The organism is Enterococcus dispar ATCC 51266 (assembly GCF_000406945.1).
Lineage (GTDB): Bacteria > Bacillota > Bacilli > Lactobacillales > Enterococcaceae > Enterococcus_C > Enterococcus_C dispar.
The window spans coordinates 734793-752642 of record NZ_KE136354.1; the positions used below are offsets into that span (position 1 = coordinate 734793).

Genomic DNA, 17850 nt, shown 5'->3' on the forward strand with positions numbered 1-17850 from the left:
CTTTTAAACGATTAAGGAGTAAAGATATGGCAAATGATAAAATCGTGATTCATGGCGCCAGAGCCCATAATTTAAAAAATATTGATGTAACGATTCCGCGAGATGAACTGGTTGTGGTAACAGGGCTTTCTGGTTCTGGGAAAAGTTCGCTTGCTTTTGATACTTTATATGCAGAAGGACAACGGCGTTATGTTGAAAGTCTTTCAGCATATGCTCGTCAATTCCTAGGTCAAATGGATAAACCGGATGTCGATAGTATCGATGGTTTGAGTCCTGCTATTTCGATTGATCAAAAAACAACGAGTAAAAATCCGCGTTCAACGGTTGGAACAGTAACAGAGATTAATGATTACTTGCGCTTATTATACGCTCGTGTTGGGCATCCCATTTGTCCAAATGATCATATTGAAATTACAAGTCAATCTGTAGAACAAATGGTCGATGAAGTCTTAACCTTACCAGAGCGCACCAAAATTCAAATTTTAGCTCCTATTGTGTATCAAAAAAAAGGGCAACACAAAAAGGTTTTTGAATTAATTCAAAAAGAAGGTTATGTGCGGGTCCGTGTAGATGGCGAAATTTATGATATTAGTGAAGTACCAGAGCTGGAAAAGAATTTAAAACATGAAATTGCAATTGTTATTGATCGAATTGTGGTTAAAGATGGTATTCGTTCTCGTTTGTTTGATTCTTTTGAAGCAGCTTTACACTTAGCGAAAGGTTATGCAGTCGTCGATGTTATTGGTCAAGAGGAAAAATTATTTAGTGAACATTACTCTTGTCCTTATTGTGGTTTTACGGTAGGAGAATTAGAACCACGTCTGTTTTCTTTTAACGCGCCTTTTGGAGCATGTCCGGAATGTGATGGTTTAGGTGTGAAATTAGAAGTCGATTTGGACTTGGTTATTCCAGATCAAAGCAAAACATTACGTGAAGGTGCGATTGTACCTTGGAATCCAATTAGTTCACAATATTATCCTGAAATGTTAGCTCAAGCCTGCGATAGTTTTGGGATTGATTTAGATACTCCATTTGAAAAATTGCCTGAAGAGCAACAACAAATTGTTTTAAGAGGGTCAAATGGAGAAACCTTCCATTTTCATTATGAAAATGATTTTGGTGGTGTTCGCGATGTTGAAGTTCCTTTTGAAGGCGTATTAACCAATATCAAGCGTCGTTACCACGAAACCAATAGTGATTTTACCAGAGATCAAATGCGTCTTTACATGACAGAGCTTACCTGTGAGGCTTGTCATGGATATCGCTTAAATCCGCAAGCCTTATCAGTCCAAATTAATGGAACTCATATTGGTGCAGTTAGTGAAAAGGCGATTCATGCTGCCTTGAACTTTTTTGAAACGGTAAAATTAACCGAGCAAGAACAAATGATTGCAAAACCAATTCTAAAAGAAATTGGTGATCGCTTAAATTTCTTGCAAAATGTTGGTTTGGACTATTTAACTTTAAGCCGTGCTGCTGGAACATTATCTGGAGGGGAAGCACAACGAATTCGGTTGGCTACTCAGATTGGTTCAAACTTATCCGGGGTCTTGTATATTTTGGATGAACCATCGATTGGTTTGCACCAACGAGATAATGATCGACTGCTAGCTTCTTTGCGAAAGATGAGGGATTTAGGCAATACTTTAATTGTCGTTGAACATGATGAAGATACGATGCGAGCCGCTGATTATCTAATTGATGTTGGACCTGGCGCCGGTGCACAAGGTGGCGAAATTGTGGCGGCTGGGACACCAGATGAAGTCGCTGCCAATCCTAATTCCATTACCGGACAATATTTATCGGGTAAAAAAGTGATTCCAGTACCAAAAACGCGCCGCAAGGGCAACGGTAAGAAGTTAAAAATCACAGGAGCGTCAGAAAATAATTTAAAAAACGTGAATGTTGATTTTCCATTAGGAAAGTTTATCGCGGTTACTGGTGTCTCAGGATCGGGTAAGTCCACATTAGTGAATGAAATTTTGAAAAAAGCGTTGGCCCAAAAAATTAATCGCAATTCGAATAAACCCGGCAAATTCAAAAAAATGACCGGCTATGAATCAATTGAAAAAATAATTGATATTGATCAAAGTCCAATTGGCAGAACACCCCGGAGTAATCCGGCGACTTATACAAGTGTCTTTGATGATATTCGCGATTTATTTGCCAAAACAAATGAAGCCAAAATTCGCGGCTACAAAAAAGGTCGGTTTAGCTTTAACGTGAAAGGTGGTCGCTGTGAGGCTTGTCGCGGTGATGGTATTATCAAAATTGAAATGCACTTTTTACCAGATGTATACGTACCGTGCGAAGTGTGCCATGGAAAACGCTACAACTCTGAAACCTTAGAAGTTCACTATAAAGGTAAAAATATTGCCGAAATTCTAGATATGACAGTTGAAGATGCCGTGGAATTTTTCAAACATATTCCTAAAATTCATCGCAAATTGCAAACAATCGTTGATGTCGGCTTAGGTTACGTCACATTAGGCCAGCCTGCAACTACTTTATCTGGTGGGGAAGCACAACGTATGAAATTAGCCAGTGAACTCCACAAAAATTCCAACGGAAAAAGTTTCTATATCCTAGATGAGCCGACTACGGGTCTTCATACAGACGACATTGCTCGGTTGTTGAAAGTTTTGGAACGTTTATCAGATGCTGGGAATACTGTTTTAGTGATTGAACACAACTTAGATGTTATTAAATCTGCAGACTATGTCATTGACCTTGGTCCTGAAGGCGGCGACGGCGGCGGAATGATTATTGCTAAAGGTACGCCCGAACAAATTGCCAAAGTTAAAGAAAGCTATACCGGACAATATTTGAAAAAAGTTTTAAATTAAATCACTAATATTTCTTTTAGAAATAGAGCAGTCAGAAGATAGCTTTTGATTGCTCTTTTTCTTTATGGTATGATACGAATGTTGTATTAATAGAAGATTCTATAGTTAAAGTAAAACATGAAGTGAGTGTGGTAAAAAGTGGAACAACAACCTTTTGTCCCCATATTATTAGGTAGTGATATGAATGTTTATGGCATGGCCCGAGCATTTTATGAAGAATACGGTATGAAATCAACCGCATATGCTTCTTTTCAATTAGCACCAACGAAATATAGTAAAATTGTAGATGTAAATGTAATTCCAGGTTTTGATCAGGATCCTGTCTTTATTGAGGAATTATTAAAACTAGCGCAGACAAAATATCAAGATCGCGGAATAAAATATTTATTGGTGGCTTGTGGTGATGGTTATGCAGAATTGTTGTCGCAACATAAAGAGGAATTGAAAGAATATTATGTTTTTGCAGCAAACGATTATACTCTATTTGAAAAATTAATTAATAAGGTTAGTTTTTATGATATTTGTGAAAAATATCAACTGCCTTATCCGAAAACATTAATTATTACGAAGGATATGGTCGTTGACGGTAAATTAAATCAAGATTTACCTTTTGAATTCCCAGTTGCTTTAAAACCAGCCAATAGTGTGGAATGGTTATCTGTCGATTTTGAAGGACGTAAAAAGGCCTTTATTATTGATAATTTATCCGAGTTTAATATGATTTTAGATCGTCTATACAAAGCTGGCTATACAAGCGAAATGATTGCTCAAGATTTCATTCCTGGGGATGATAGCAATATGCGGGTATTAAATGCTTATGTGGATCAAAATGGGCATACACGCTTTATATTTTTAGGACATCCTTTATTGGAAGATCCGGCACCGGCTGCAGTCGGAAATTACGTGGTGATTGTCCCCGATGAAAATGACGCAATTTATCAAACAATTAAAAGCTTTTTAGAGAAAATTAATTATGTTGGCTTTGCCAACTTTGATATGAAATATGATCGTCGAGACGGCCAATATAAATTATTTGAAATTAACTTGCGCCAAGGACGAAGTAGTTTCTTTGTCACGTTAAGTGGTTTCAATTTGGCTAAATATGTCACAGAAGACCTGGTATTTAATAGTGTATTTAGAGAAACGGCATACGGTCGTAAAGATAATCCGGATGCGAAAGTTTGGTTGGGCGTACCCAAAAAAGTTTTTCGCCGATATGCAAAAGATAATGCAGATAAACAATATGCAGAAAATTTGATTAAAGCAGGACGTTTTGGAACAACCTTGTTTTATGAAAAGGATTCATCTATTCGTCGCTATATATTGATGAAGTATGCTTTCCACAATTATGTAACAGGCTTTAAGAAATACTTCAGTGAGAAAGAAGGCTAGATTTGGTGGAAAACTTTTTTAGTATTTTAGGTGGAATGGGGACTCAAGCAACGGAAAGTTTTGTTCGTCTGCTAAATCTACGGACGGTTACCCACAAAGATCAAGACTATTTAAATTACGTTTTATTTAATCATGCCACAGTGCCCGATCGGACTGCGTATATTTTGGATCAAAACGCTGAAAATCCTTTGCCTTTTTTATTAGACGACATTGCAAAACAAAATTTATTGCAACCAAACTTTATTGTTTTGACCTGTAATACTGCCCATTACTTTTTTGATATGTTGCAGGCAGCAACCGAAATTCCGATTTTGCATATGCCGCGAGAAGCAGCAATTGAAATGAGCCGTCGTCAAAAAGGTGGTAAAGTTGCTTTTTTAGGAACAGAAGGCAGTGTAAAAGCCGGTGTTTATCAACGGGAACTTGAAAAAGTCGGTTTTGAAGTGATGTTACCTAATAAAAAATTACAACAAAAAGTAAATAATTTGATTTATCGTGATATTAAAGAAAATGACTTTTTAAATAAAGCACTTTATTATGAAATTTTAGTTGAAGCTATCGAAGCGTGCGGCTGCGCCAGTGCCGTTTTAGGTTGTACCGAATTATCTTTAATGCAAGAGTTTGCAACGGATAATCCCTATGATGTCGTCGATGCTCAGTCGATTTTAGTTGATCGTACGATTGAACGGGCTTTAGCAGATCGTAAAAAAGCGGATCATTCTTAATGAATGATCTCTTTTTTTGCTTAAAATTTTGTCACCAGCAAATATCACTAGCAAATAAGAATGTAATTATATTGCTAATGATACGCCCGGGGTGTTATAATATGTATACAAGGTTGCAAGTGAAATGTTAAGTAGGAAATAAAACCGAGCAAAGAGGTAAGGTCCAAAATACTTTCTTTGTTCGGCTTATTATTGTAAGGAAAATTTCAAGTGAAAATTTGCAACTATTGAGAGGAGCTGCTTTTATGCAAGACAATTTAAAACTAGTAATTATTACCGGGATGAGTGGTGCCGGCAAAACAGTAGCGATTCAAAGTTTTGAAGATATGGGGTATTTTTGTATTGATAATATGCCCCCTTCATTAATTCCAAAATTCTGGGAACTCATCAAAGAATCTGGTAAAGTGACCAAAATCGCCTTAGTAGTAGACTTGCGTTCGCGCTCTTTTTTTGAAGAAATTCAAGAGATGTTAGTAGACATTGAAAATACGAATTTTATTGATACGCAAGTATTATTTTTAGATGCGTCGGATGAAGAATTGGTTTCGCGCTACAAAGAAACCCGAAGAGTCCATCCTTTAGCAATGGAAGGATTGATTACAGAGGGAATTCGTAAAGAAAGAGCCATTTTAGAAGATTTGAAAACAAAAGCTACGTTTGTAGTGGATACAACGAATTTAACACCACGGCAATTGCGTGAAAAGATTAATCAAGAATTCAAAACAACCAATGAAGGCGGTTTTCGTATTGAAATGATTTCATTTGGTTTTAAATACGGCTTGCCTATTGACGCCGATATTGTAATGGATGTTCGTTTTTTACCCAACCCACATTACATCCCGGAGTTGCGTCCATTAACGGGTAAAGACAAAGAAGTTTATGATTACGTGATGTCGTTTCCGGAAACAGAACAATTTTATCAACAGTTTTATCAGTTATTAGAAACCATCATGCCAGGATATGTAAAAGAGGGCAAAAGTAGTTTAACTATTGCGATTGGCTGTACGGGTGGTCAACATCGTTCCGTTGCCCTGACAGAACGGTTGGGGTTGGCATTAAGTAAAAACTATAAAGTCAATATTACTCATCGTGATAAAGACAAGCGCAAAGAGACGGTGAATCGTTCATGAAATTAAAAACCTATCGTATTCGGAAGCCAAAAGTAGTTGTGGTAGGCGGCGGCACGGGTTTGCCTGTTATTTTGCGTGGTCTAAGAAACCAGGGGATTGACATTACCGCTGTCGTCACAGTTGCAGATGATGGCGGCAGTAGTGGTGAAATTCGCAATTCGATTGCGATGGCGCCTCCTGGAGATCTGCGCAATGTATTGGTAGCTTTATCAGATATGTCTCAACTGTATTCTGATATTTTTCAATACCGTTTTCACAAAGACGATAAATTTTTAGCCAATCATGCGCTGGGAAATCTAATTATTGCTGCAATTTCAGAAATGCGCGGCAGTACTTATGAAGCCATTCAATTATTAACAAAAATGATGCATGTGGATGGTCATATTTACCCTTCCAGTGAAACACCGTTAGTTTTACATGCTATTTTCAAAGATGGCACTGAAGCAATTGGTGAGTCAAAAATAGCAATTGATCGCAAAACGATTGATCATGTATTTGTGCGCAATCAAGAAGGAGATAACGAGCCAACTGCTGCGAGAAAAGTAGTCTCATCTATTATGGAAGCAGATATGATTGTTTTAGGTCCTGGCAGCTTATTTACGAGTATTTTACCGAATTTAATGATTTCTGAAATTGGTGCGGCGCTTTTAGCCACCAAGGCTGAAACCGTCTATATTTGTAATATTATGACACAAAAAGGGGAGACCGAGCATTTCACTGATGCCAATCACGTTCAAGTCTTACATCAACATTTAAAGCGTCCTTTTGTAGATACAGTTTTAGTGAACACAGAAAAAGTACCAGAAGGTTATATGAATCCAGAAATATATGATGAATATTTGGTTCAAGTAAAACACGATTTCAAAGGCTTGCGTCAAGAAGGATGTCGGGTTGTTTCTGCTGATTTCTTAGAACTGCGTGATGGCGGCGTTTTCCATGATGGTGAAAAAGTTGTCGAAGAATTATTGCGGATATTATATTAAAAAACAATAAAATTTGTTATTAGAGAAAATTGAACAGATTAGAAAGGAGTGATTGTGATGTCATTTGCTGCGGATGTAAAAAAAGAGTTGACGACCTTAGAAGTTCATCGAGAACATGCAAAAGCTGAACTTGCAGCTTTGATTCGGATGAATGGATCGGTTAGTTTATGTAACCATCAGTTTGTCTTAAACATTCAAACGGAAAATGCAGCGATCGCTCGCCGAATTTATACTTTATTAAAAGACCATTTTGGTGTTCGAAGTGAATTATTAGTTCGTCGTAAAATGAAGCTAAAAAAAAATAATGTGTATATTGTGCGGCTAAAAGAGCGCACTCAAGAAGTATTAAACGAATTAGCGATTATGGATGGTTTAATGTTTCAAACACATATTTCAGATGAAATTATGGGCAATGCCCAAAAAATGCGCTCTTATTTGCGTGGTGCTTTTATGGCATCTGGTTCGGTGAACAATCCGGAAACGAGCCGATATCATTTGGAAATATATTCTCTTTATGAAGAACACAATCAAGATGTCTGCCAAATGCTCAATTATTATGGCTTAAATGCTCGGACATTAGAACGGCGAAATGGCTATATTTCTTACTTAAAAGGAGCTGAAAAAATTGCTGACTTTTTAACCTTAATTGGTGCGACGAACTCAATGTTGAAATTTGAAGATGTCCGAATTGTAAGAGATATGCGTAATTCGGTGAACCGCCTAGTGAATTGTGAAACGGCGAATCTAAACAAAACAATCGATGCCGCTTCCAAACAGATAGAAAATATCGAATTCATTGAGCAAAGAGTTGGCTTACAGGCATTGCCAGAAAAACTACAAGAAATTGCAGAATTGCGTTTGGAACATCCAGAAGTTAGTCTCAAAGAATTAGGAGAGATGATTCCTTCTGGTGCAATTTCAAAATCCGGGATTAATCACCGCATTCGTAAAATTAACGAATTTGCGGATCGTTTAAGAGACCCAGCTGTTTAAATATTGAGATTGTTAAAATAGATAAAGCCTGTCCGTTACTATCTTCATTTTCAAGGTGAAGAGAAGGGCGGACAGGCTTTACTTTATTCGTGAAGGTACTCTAAAAGGGTCTCATCGCTAATACTTTCGTCAAAGATATGATTATTAATAATCATAGTGGGAACAAATTGAATATTCGCCCGTTGTGCTTCAGTGATGATGGCTTTTTGAGTTAGTTCATCTTCGTAGTTTTCTAATTTCAAATTTTCTGTGGCAAATTTTTCCACTGACTCTAATGGTAAATCTCCCCATAGGTCTTGAGATAAGAAGATTTTTTTGATGTCTGCTAATGCTTTTTTTGCATCACCTTTTGTTACATACTGATGCATAACATTTCCACGTTGTAAGCTTTCTTTGTCTTTATTGTACAATTTAATGACGCGCTTTAAATTGCCGTTAGCAACTTCTGCTTCCAATAATTTTTCATGCTCTAAAAACCATTGCCGACAATAAGGACAACGCAGGTTAATAAATTCAACCAGCGTTTTTTTAGCATTTTTATCGCCAATCATTAATCCCACATCGCCATTTGTCTCGTCTGCATTAATAATACTAATATCCAAAACATTTCATCCTCTCTGTTTTCTTTCAATGTTAGTGTAGCGAAAAGAAAGCAAAATGGGAAATATTGTGTTTAATCTTGCTGCTTTTTGAAGAGAATTGAAAAGAGTTATGAAAAAATTGTAACTTCCATTGTTTTGCAGGTGAGGGGATATAAAAGCTGTGCTATACTATTGAAGTAAGTCCAATAGTAAAGGGAGTCTGCCTATGTCATTTAGCATTCAAGAATTATTTAATATCGATTATTGGAAACAAATGTTTAATGTCGATATTTTTTCTTGGAATTTTTTTGTCAATATTTTAGATATTCTTGTTGTTTGGTATATCGTTTATAAGTTGATACAACTTGTTAGAGGTACCAAAGCCATTCAGTTGTTTAAAGGGGTAGCCATTTTTATTGCCATTCGTTTTGGTGCTGAACTAATTGGCTTGCATACTTTATCTTGGTTGATGGATCAAGTCATTACCTATGGGGTGATTGCGGCTATTGTCATTTTCCAACCTGAAATCAGACGCGGACTGGAACATTTGGGGCGTAGCACTTTCTTTAAAACGACAAAACAAGAACAAAAAGAAGATGAGCAATTGATAACATCATTGGACAAAGCCGTTCAATATATGTCCAAACGTAAAATAGGTGCTTTAATCACCATTGAACGTAACACAGGGCTTGAAGAATATATTGAAACTGGGATTCCACTAGAAGCAGATATTACCGGGGAACTTTTGATTAACATTTTTATTCCTAACACGCCCTTACATGATGGGGCGGTCATTATTCGCAATGATAAAATAGCTGTTTCTTGTGCGTATTTGCCTTTGTCTGAAAGTATGTTGATTCCAAAAGAATTTGGTACCCGTCACAGAGCGGCTGTTGGAATTAGTGAAGTCAGTGATGCGATTACCGTGGTAGTTTCAGAAGAAACTGGTGGAGTCAGCATTACATTGAATAATCAATTATTATCTGAGCTTTCTCAAGAAGAATATTTGAAAATTTTACACAGAGAATTAATTCCTGAAGAAAAAACTGAGACAAAGAAAAATCAATTTCAAACCTTTATCGAAAGTATCGCTAAAGGAGGCAAAAAATGAATTCAAGTCGTAAAAGCAATATTTTGTATGGCTTCTTAGCGTTTGTTTTCAGCTTGATTTTATTTTTCAATGCCAACGGCCGGAATGTTCAAACAACTTTGAATACTAATCCAGAAAATTTTGAAGAAACGGTCAACAAAGTACAAATTCATCCGGTTTACGATTCGGATAAATATTATATTTTAGGCTTTGATCCTTATGTTTCTGTGAAATTAAATAGTGCCAACCGGATCCAATTAAACGCTGAAGCCAATCCGGATACGCGCGGTTTTCGCGTCGTTTGTGATTTGACGGGTTTGGGTGAAGGCACTCATGAAGTAAAGTTGCGGATTCAAAATGGCAGCAGTGCTGTCGGTTATACTATCAGCCCGGCCAAAGTAACTGTCACGATTGAAAAGAAAGTCACTAAGTCATTTAAAATCAATCCAGTTGTATCTTCTTCTAACTTAGGCGAAGGTTTTTCTGTTGATAGTATTACTGTTGAACCTGAAGAAGCACAAATTACTACGGGTGAAAAAACGTTGGCTGAAATTGATCGTGTTGTGGCAACTGTCGATCCATCTAAAACTGCCAGTGCCGACTTTGAAGAAAAAGCAACGATTGAAGCTCTGGATAAAGAGGGAAATCGCTTAAGTGTAATTTCTGATCCGACAGATGCACAAATTACTGTTAAAGTAAAAGCACCTGAAAAAACGGTTAGCCTTTACGCTTCTCAAGTTGGGACAGTACCAACTGGTATTTCTCACTATGATTTTAAGTTGGATAATTTATCGACAATAATCCGTGGGCCGCAGTCTAAATTGGATGGGATTGAAAGTATTGCTGTGCCAGTAGATATCACCAATATTTCTGAAAAAACGACGCGTGAAGTAGCGATACCAACTGAGACTGGTGTTGTCGCTTCTCCAAAAACAATCAAGGTTGAAATCACACCGGTGCGAAATACAACAAATACACAAACAACGACGACTTCTACTGCACCTGCAACCAGTTCTTCTGAAGAAGTTAAAGAAACAACAACTGCATCAAGTGAACAAACCAGCGAGACAACAGAATCTGGAGTGGACCAGACGTCAAATGAATGAAATTAACTAAAACAATTTTGTGAGGTAAGAAAAATGGGTAAATATTTTGGTACAGATGGTGTTCGTGGCATAGCCAATGTTGAATTAACACCAGAATTAGCATTTAAACTGGGCCGTTGTGGTGGCTATGTTTTAAGTCAGCATGAAGATAGTGATCATCGTCCAAAAGTTTTAGTAGGACGAGATACGCGTATGTCTGGACAATTATTGGAAAATGCATTGGTGGCAGGTTTATTATCTGTCGGAATTGAAGTCTTCACACTAGGTGTCATTTCAACACCAGGAGTTGCCTATCTGACGCGGGTGCAAAAAGCGAGTGCTGGGGTAATGATTTCAGCCTCTCATAATCCTGCTCAAGATAACGGCATTAAATTCTTTGGTAGCGATGGTTTTAAATTAGTTGATGAACAAGAAGCTGAAATTGAAGCCTTGCTTGACGCACCGAAGGATACGTTGCCACGGCCTTCTGCTGAAGGCTTAGGAACTGTAGAAGAATTTCCTGAAGGTCTTTTAAAATATTCACAATTTTTAGAGCAAACAATTACGGGAGATCTATCGGGTGTAACTGTTTGTATCGATGCGGCAAACGGTGCGACAGCCACTAGCGTAAATCGGTTATTTGCAGATTTGGAAACTGATTTTTATACTATGGGTACATCGCCTAATGGCTTAAATATCAATGATGGTGTTGGTTCAACTCATCCCGAAAAATTAGCAGCTTTTGTTGTTGAAAAAGGTGCCGATGCAGGCCTTGCATTCGATGGTGATGGCGATCGGGTTATTGCGGTTGATGAATTAGGAAATATCGTAGATGGCGATAAGATCATGTATATTTGTGCGAAATATTTAGCTTCTAAAAAACGACTAAAACAAGATACTATTGTTACGACTGTCATGAGTAATTTGGGTTTTCATAAAGCGGTTGAAGCAATTGGCTTAAAAGATGTTATTACCCAAGTTGGTGACCGCTATGTCGTTGAAGAAATGCGTAAAAATGATTACAATTTTGGTGGCGAACAATCAGGTCATATGGTCTTCTTAGATTTCAATACTACAGGTGATGGGATGCTTTCGGGGATTCAGTTACTAAGCATTATGAAAGAAACAGGTAAAAAATTGTCTGAATTGGCAGCTGAAGTGACTATTTATCCACAAAAATTAGTGAATATCCGCGTTACTGATAAAAATGGTGCGATGGAAGTTCCTGCAATCAAAGCTGTGATTGAAGAGGCTGAAAAGGAAATGAATGGCGAAGGCCGCATTTTGGTACGCCCTTCAGGAACGGAGCCATTATTACGTGTAATGGCCGAAGCGCCAACTGATGAGTTAGTAAATTATTATGTTGATAAAATTGCTGCGGTTGTGCAAGCTGAAATTGGTGCTTAAATAAATAAGAGCAGGTAAAATTGTGTTTTACAATTTTACCTGCTTTTTTATTGTGCAATAACCGGATCAATCAGGAAATTCGGGTTGCTATATTTATAAAAGTATTTTTTCAGATCGCTTTTATTTTACGCGCTGACCTTTAAAATAGCTTGCAGTAACGGGAACTTTGCGAGCAACAAATTCGGCGGTCGAACCGGCATTTACTAAGGTAAAATTAGCAGGCATACCTGTCTTTATCCAACCAGAAGCAGTGATTAATTTTTGATCCGTGACTAGTTCGAGACTTTCTGTCAGCTCTTTTTGCGTAGTTAAATCAAAAATTTCCGCATAACGATTCAGCTTATCCATTACATCGCCATTACCAAAAGGCGACCAACAATCATAAATATTATCACAACCAATTAATATTTTGACACCGGCTTGTTTTAACTCTGTTAGAGGCGGGATGACAAAATCTAAAGGAATACTAGAAATAATCGTTACTTTATTGGCTGCTAAGCGAGCAAACAATTCTTTTCTTTCTTCAATTGGCAAATCGCGTAAGCCGTAAGCGTGGCTAATTGTCACTTTACCTTGCCACTTTGTTTCCTCAATTAATGTTAAAAATTTAGTAAATACTTTTCTTGCATCGTGATGTCGTTCATGTAAATGATAGTCAATCGGGACATTAAACTGTGTTGCAAGCTCAAATGTTTGATTTAATGATGTTTCTAAGTCATTGTCAATGCTGATTGGATCAACACCACCTACTAAATTAGCACCATTTTCTAAAGCTGTTTTCATCTCATTAAATGCATTTGATAAAAGTAAACCATGTTGAGGAAAAGCGACCAATTCATAGTCCAATTTATTTTGATAGTTTTCCAATACCTTTTGGGCAGATTCAAGGTAGCGTTGTCCCACGGTGGGATGAATGTCAATATGAGAGCGAAAATGCGTTACGCCACAGGAAAGTTCTAAGTTAATCAAATTTTCCATTCTCTTTGAAAAAGAGAGGGGGACTTTGTTTAAATAATCAAATTCTTTGGTAAAACGTTCAATCCGATTTTTTACTGGTACTATGGGGGTCCAGGGAATACCTAATTTACTTTTATCAAAGTGAACATGCATCTCACGTAATTGTGGTAAAAGCAATGTATTTTGTCCATCGATTACGACCAAATCCTCCGTCAAATTTTCTTTGCTTATTTCGACTTCATTGTCTAAAACAGCAGTGATAATTCCAGAATCAAACATTATAGCGAGCTTTTTTGTAGCTGTTCCATAAGTGAAACTACCTTCTGTTAAATAGTCGGTTTCTATGCGTACATTTTTAAGTAACGTTTTCATAAAAAACACCTCCAATTTAGTATAAAGATAACGTTAAAGCGTTCAAAAAGCGAATTTTTAATTTTCACAACTAAGGCTGAATTAACTGCAATCAAAAATGCTGAAATAAGGGTAGAAAAAAACCGCACACACTCAAGTATACGGTTAAAAAATTATTCGACAGTAACAGATTTAGCTAAATTTCGGGGCTTATCAACATCATAACCTCTTTGTAAGGTAGCGAAATAAGCGATTAATTGGGTTGGAACTACGGCCAATAAACTACTTAGTAAGGGGTGGATATTAGGCAATAGAATTTGATCTTCTGGTTTTGCCATCTCTTCAGTGGCAATGACCAATGTGTTGGCCCCCCGACTTTTTACTTCTTGCAAATTCCCTCTGGTATGAGGTCCAGTAACAGCATCGGTAATGATGCCAATTACAGGTGTCCCTTCTTCGATTAGAGCAATTGTGCCATGCTTTAACTCCCCAGCTGCAAATCCTTCTGCTTGAATATAAGAAATTTCTTTTAACTTTAAGGCTGCTTCCATGGAGACGTAATAATCATTCCCGCGACCAATATAAAAAGCGTTGCGGGTATTAGTTAAGTATTCCTGCGTTAAATCAGCTAAGAGTTCTTTTTCGTTAATCATCGTTTCCATAGCAGTTGCGATTAATCCTAATTCATGGAATAAATCAAAATGAAGGGCAGCTGGAATTCCTTTTTCTACGCCTAGTGCTTTGGCTAGAACTGCCATAACGGCAATTTGAGCAGTATAAGCTTTTGTTGAAGCCACAGCTATTTCAGGGCCGGCATGAAGTAATAACGTGTAGTTTGCCTCACGAGATAAAGTTGAACCTGCCGCATTCGTAATGGTTAACGAAGGATGTCCCAACTCATTGGTTTTGACTAGCACTTGACGACTATCAGCTGTTTCACCGCTTTGGCTTAAATAAATAAAAAATGGTTTTTGTGATAATAGCGGCATGTTGTAGCCAAATTCACTTGATAAGTGGATTTCTACCGGTAATTGAGTTAGGTTCTCGAAAAATTTCTTGGCTGCCCAACCCGCATGACTGCTTGTGCCACAGGCCACGATATAGATGCGATCACTATTTTTTAAAGTCGTTAACAAGTTTTGGTCCACCGCAATGGATCCATCATCATTTTGATATTTTTGAACAATTTTGCGCATTACGACTGGTTGTTCATCAATTTCTTTTAACATGTAATAAGGATATGTTCCTTTTTCAATATCACTGGCATCAAGTTCAGCCACATAAAAATCACGTTCGATAATTTTTCCCTCGGCATTTTCAATTGTAGCTTTTTCAGCTGTTAATGTAACCATTTCGCCATCCATTAATTCCATAAAACGACTTGTTTGGTCTAACATTGCTAAAGCATCGCTACATAATACATTAAAACCTTTCCCTAAGCCAATTAGAAGAGGGCTTTTATTTTTTGCGACATAAATTGTTTCATTGTCCGTTGTATCGATTAAAGCAAAGGCATAAGAACCTTCAATTAGTGTCAATGCCTTTTTGAAGGCCGCTTTTGTTTGCAGACCTTCATTTTTAAAGTGGGCAACCAAATGAACGGCAATTTCTGTATCGGTTTGACCATAAAATGTATCCGCAGCTAAATAAGTTTGACGTAAGTCATCATAATTTTCGATGACACCATTATGAACTAACACAAGTTCCCCGTTTTGACTCGTATGAGGATGAGCATTTTCTTCTGTTGGTTTACCATGAGTAGCCCAACGTGTATGGCCAATTCCAATTGTACCCGTAATCGTAGGATTTAATTTTGCTTCCAAATTTTTGATCGGTCCAGTAGATTTTACTAAATGGCTGTCATCTCCAGCTACATAAATACCTGCGGAGTCATACCCGCGATATTCAAGACGTTTTAAGCCATTTAAAATGATTGTTGTTGCATCGTTTTTTCCAACAACTCCGACGATTCCACACATATAAAAAACCTCTTTCTGATAACGGGGATGTTTTCTTTTCTATAACATGCTCCGTCCAAATTTCAAATAATTAGATTAGACCAATTTTATTGGTATAGATATATAATTATTGGTCTAATTAATAAGACAACAAAAATGATATTATTTATTAACGTTTTTGTCAACAAATAATTTTGAATATTTTTAATTGGTATATGTTTGATTTTTTGAAACCAATATACGTTGTAAAAATTCAGTCTGCCATTTTCAATCTTAATTAACAAAATTATTTATTAATAACTGTTTTTTTTGAAAGCTTTTCGCTACAATGATATCAGGGTGATCGATTGTATTATAAAGCGACAACCAAACTGATAAAAAATCAGTTTTTGGAGATTGAGGAGGATATTATGGAAAATATGGTACGTTGTATGAGTTTTAAACAGTTAAAAGCAGCTGTAGCAAAATTAGAAGCGGCAGAAGCTGTAGACGATAACACAAAAGTTTTTATTGATACAGGCTGGGATAGTTTACAAGAAGTGGCTCCAGAAAGTATTGCGATAAAAAAGGCACGCTATTTTCAGGTACAAGACCCGGTGAGTAAAGAATATTTTGGTGGTTTTGCTTTAGAGGAAAAAGCTGAAAAGGTGAACGCTACAGGAGAAGAAGAAACGGTTATTGTCATTGAAAATCAATATTAAAAAAGAGTAGGGAGTAAACGAAATGAATAAAAGAAGATGGATTGCTGTAGTGATTGCAGTGGGGTTATTTGTGTTTTCAGCTGTATCTTCCCGTGTTGCAACCCATAATAGTGAAGATACGCAAAAAGCGTTGGCTGGATTAAATGCATTGCTGTATGGTTCAAACCAGATGGAAAAAGAAGTGATTGAAGAAGGTAACGGCACCCAGCAAATTGCAAAATTAACACTTGATGGCACTATAGCCGATACAGGCTCAGGTGGGATTTTTTCGACTGAAACTTACAGTCATCAAGATTTTTTAGCACAGTTAAAAGAAATTCAAACAGATAAAAGCATTAAAGGTATCTTATTAGAAGTTAATTCTCCTGGTGGCGGGGTGTATGAGAGTGCTGAAATTGCCAAAGAGTTTACGAAGATCAAAAAATTAAATATTCCCGTGTACGTCAGCATGAAAAATATGGCTGCAAGTGGAGGCTATTACATTTCAGCTGCTGCAGATAAAATTTTTGCTACTGACGAAACTGTGACAGGATCAATCGGAGTGATTATGTCTGGCGTCAACTACAGTGGTTTAATGGAAAAATTAGGCATTACCGATCAAACATATAAAAGTGGGGCGCTAAAAGATATGGGCTCGGCGACGCGTAAACCAACTGAAAAAGATAAAGAAGTATTGCAAACCTATGTTAACAATGCCTATGACCGTTTTGTCAAAGTGGTAGCTACAGGTCGGCATATGTCAGAAGATGCGGTTCGTAAAATTGCGGATGGTCGCATTTATGATGGTGCGCAAGCTAAAACTATCGGTTTAGTGGATGAAATTGGGTTTCCTGAAGATACGTTAGCTGCATTGAAAAAAGATAAAAAATTGGAAGATGCCCAAGTAATTGAGTACACAGTTGGCGATACTGGTTTTTATTCTTCTTGGTTAGGCAGTAAAGTGGCCCAATGGCAAGGACTTGCTCCAAGTGAAAGCAGTAAAGTATTACATCTTTTTGAATCCCTTGGAAATGCCCAAGCGCCTAAACCTCTTTATTATTATGGAGGTGAATAAATTGAGTGATAAAGTACAAGGACCTAAAATTTTTAAAACAGCTCAAGAAAAAGAAAAACTAAGTGCAACAGAAATTGAGAAAAAACAGCAACAATGGCGCCCTTTGATAAATGAACAGCCTGATAAACAAAATTATTTTCCCAATTATTTTTACGCGGGTTTTTGGATTCGCTTTTTTTCGTATCTCGTGGATTTATTATGTGTGAATGCTGTAACAAATGGTACGATTGGTTTGGTATATCGTATTGTCGGAGTAGAAATAGCGACTAGCTTTTTGAGTTTATCTTCTTTACTAGCTTTAGCAGTCTATTTGAGCTATTTTACTTTACTGACAAAACTTAACCATGGGCAAACAATTGGTAAAATGATTTTTGGCATTCGTGTGGTTTCGCTAACACAATCCGAGTTGTCATGGACTACGGTTATTATAAGAGAAACCGTTTGCCGTTTTATCCTGAAAGGATTTCCTTTTATACTAGGCTATGTGGTAGCAGCTTTTACTGATCACAAACAACATGTGGGCGACCACTTTTCAGATACTTCTGTCGTTACGATTAATGTATTAAAAGCTTTTAACAAAGAAATACGGGCTTAATT

The 17850-nt window shown here is 37.0% G+C and carries 15 protein-coding genes; 12 read left to right on the plus strand and 3 right to left on the minus strand.

Translation table 11 applies throughout. From position 1 onward, the window contains the following. Positions 1–26: 26 nt before the first annotated feature. The 6 genes from uvrA (at position 27) to whiA (ending at position 8069) form a co-directional block, all read left to right on the plus strand. On the plus strand, positions 27–2846 hold the full coding sequence (gene uvrA, locus RK01_RS03550; RefSeq protein ID WP_016171905.1) for an excinuclease ABC subunit UvrA: 2820 nt from the start codon (positions 27–29) through the stop codon (positions 2844–2846). Between the two features lie 180 nt (positions 2847–3026). Next, the gene (locus tag RK01_RS03555) at positions 3027–4238 is read left to right on the plus strand and encodes a carboxylate--amine ligase (protein ID WP_211212149.1); all 1212 of its coding nucleotides are present in this window, start codon (positions 3027–3029) and stop codon (positions 4236–4238) included. Between the two features lie 5 nt (positions 4239–4243). Next, positions 4244–4963, plus strand: a complete 720-nt coding sequence (locus RK01_RS03560) for an amino acid racemase (protein WP_016171907.1) — start codon at positions 4244–4246, stop codon at positions 4961–4963. Positions 4964–5208: 245 nt separating this feature from the next. Then, positions 5209–6093, plus strand: coding sequence for an RNase adapter RapZ (gene rapZ, locus RK01_RS03565; RefSeq protein WP_016171908.1), 885 nt, complete (start codon positions 5209–5211; stop codon positions 6091–6093). Beyond that, positions 6090–7076: a gluconeogenesis factor YvcK family protein gene (locus RK01_RS03570; protein ID WP_016171909.1), complete on the plus strand. Its 987-nt coding sequence runs from the start codon at positions 6090–6092 to the stop codon at positions 7074–7076. The genes rapZ and RK01_RS03570 overlap by 4 nt, the downstream gene beginning before the upstream one ends. A 57-nt stretch (positions 7077–7133) precedes the next feature. Continuing rightward, the gene (whiA, locus tag RK01_RS03575) at positions 7134–8069 is read left to right on the plus strand and encodes a DNA-binding protein WhiA (protein WP_016171910.1); all 936 of its coding nucleotides are present in this window, start codon (positions 7134–7136) and stop codon (positions 8067–8069) included. A gap of 83 nt (positions 8070–8152) precedes the next feature. Here whiA and RK01_RS03580 read toward each other — a convergent pair whose 3' ends face one another. Then, a complete protein-coding gene (locus tag RK01_RS03580) occupies positions 8153–8671 on the minus strand; it encodes a thioredoxin domain-containing protein (protein ID WP_016171911.1) in 519 nt (172 codons plus the stop codon). A gap of 205 nt (positions 8672–8876) precedes the next feature. On the opposite strand from RK01_RS03580, the gene cdaA reads away from it, so the two are divergent. The 3 genes from cdaA to glmM are packed head-to-tail and all read left to right on the plus strand — an operon-like array spanning position 8877 to position 12232. Continuing rightward, a complete protein-coding gene (cdaA, locus tag RK01_RS03585; RefSeq protein WP_016171912.1) occupies positions 8877–9761 on the plus strand; it encodes a diadenylate cyclase CdaA in 885 nt (294 codons plus the stop codon). Next, positions 9758–10846 (plus strand): CdaR family protein, encoded by a 1089-nt coding sequence (locus RK01_RS03590; RefSeq protein WP_016171913.1) that lies wholly within the window; start codon positions 9758–9760, stop codon positions 10844–10846. The genes cdaA and RK01_RS03590 overlap by 4 nt, the downstream gene beginning before the upstream one ends. Before the next feature lie 33 nt (positions 10847–10879). Continuing rightward, on the plus strand, positions 10880–12232 hold the full coding sequence (glmM, locus tag RK01_RS03595; RefSeq protein ID WP_016171914.1) for a phosphoglucosamine mutase: 1353 nt from the start codon (positions 10880–10882) through the stop codon (positions 12230–12232). Between the two features lie 120 nt (positions 12233–12352). Here the strand turns inward: glmM and RK01_RS03600 are convergent, their stop codons facing one another. After that, positions 12353–13561, minus strand: coding sequence for an amidohydrolase family protein (locus RK01_RS03600; RefSeq protein ID WP_016171915.1), 1209 nt, complete (start codon positions 13559–13561; stop codon positions 12353–12355). A gap of 152 nt (positions 13562–13713) precedes the next feature. Then, positions 13714–15519: a glutamine--fructose-6-phosphate transaminase (isomerizing) gene (glmS, locus tag RK01_RS03605; RefSeq protein ID WP_016171916.1), complete on the minus strand. Its 1806-nt coding sequence runs from the start codon at positions 15517–15519 to the stop codon at positions 13714–13716. A gap of 389 nt (positions 15520–15908) precedes the next feature. Between glmS and RK01_RS03610 the strand changes: the two genes are divergently transcribed. Genes RK01_RS03610 through RK01_RS03620 form a run of 3 tightly spaced genes read left to right on the plus strand, consistent with a single transcriptional unit; the run spans position 15909 to position 17848 of the window. Then, on the plus strand, positions 15909–16199 hold the full coding sequence (locus RK01_RS03610) for a hypothetical protein (RefSeq protein ID WP_016171917.1): 291 nt from the start codon (positions 15909–15911) through the stop codon (positions 16197–16199). Positions 16200–16221: 22 nt separating this feature from the next. Next, the gene (sppA, locus tag RK01_RS03615) at positions 16222–17253 is read left to right on the plus strand and encodes a signal peptide peptidase SppA (protein ID WP_016171918.1); all 1032 of its coding nucleotides are present in this window, start codon (positions 16222–16224) and stop codon (positions 17251–17253) included. Beyond that, positions 17246–17848: an RDD family protein gene (locus RK01_RS03620; RefSeq protein ID WP_244874950.1), complete on the plus strand. Its 603-nt coding sequence runs from the start codon at positions 17246–17248 to the stop codon at positions 17846–17848. Before sppA ends, RK01_RS03620 begins: the two co-directional genes overlap by 8 nt. The last annotated feature ends 2 nt before the right edge of the window (positions 17849–17850 follow it).

Coding starts and splice junctions, on each gene's coding strand:
- uvrA (WP_016171905.1), top strand. CDS start 27: ATGGCAAATGATAAAATCGTGATTCATGGCGCCAGAGCCCATAATTTA.
- RK01_RS03555 (WP_211212149.1), top strand. CDS start 3,027: ATGAATGTTTATGGCATGGCCCGAGCATTTTATGAAGAATACGGTATG.
- rapZ (WP_016171908.1), top strand. CDS start 5,209: ATGCAAGACAATTTAAAACTAGTAATTATTACCGGGATGAGTGGTGCC.
- RK01_RS03570 (WP_016171909.1), top strand. CDS start 6,090: ATGAAATTAAAAACCTATCGTATTCGGAAGCCAAAAGTAGTTGTGGTA.
- whiA (WP_016171910.1), top strand. CDS start 7,134: ATGTCATTTGCTGCGGATGTAAAAAAAGAGTTGACGACCTTAGAAGTT.
- cdaA (WP_016171912.1), top strand. CDS start 8,877: ATGTCATTTAGCATTCAAGAATTATTTAATATCGATTATTGGAAACAA.
- RK01_RS03590 (WP_016171913.1), top strand. CDS start 9,758: ATGAATTCAAGTCGTAAAAGCAATATTTTGTATGGCTTCTTAGCGTTT.
- glmM (WP_016171914.1), top strand. CDS start 10,880: ATGGGTAAATATTTTGGTACAGATGGTGTTCGTGGCATAGCCAATGTT.
- RK01_RS03600 (WP_016171915.1), bottom strand. CDS start 13,561: ATGAAAACGTTACTTAAAAATGTACGCATAGAAACCGACTATTTAACA.
- glmS (WP_016171916.1), bottom strand. CDS start 15,519: ATGTGTGGAATCGTCGGAGTTGTTGGAAAAAACGATGCAACAACAATC.
- RK01_RS03610 (WP_016171917.1), top strand. CDS start 15,909: ATGGAAAATATGGTACGTTGTATGAGTTTTAAACAGTTAAAAGCAGCT.
- sppA (WP_016171918.1), top strand. CDS start 16,222: ATGAATAAAAGAAGATGGATTGCTGTAGTGATTGCAGTGGGGTTATTT.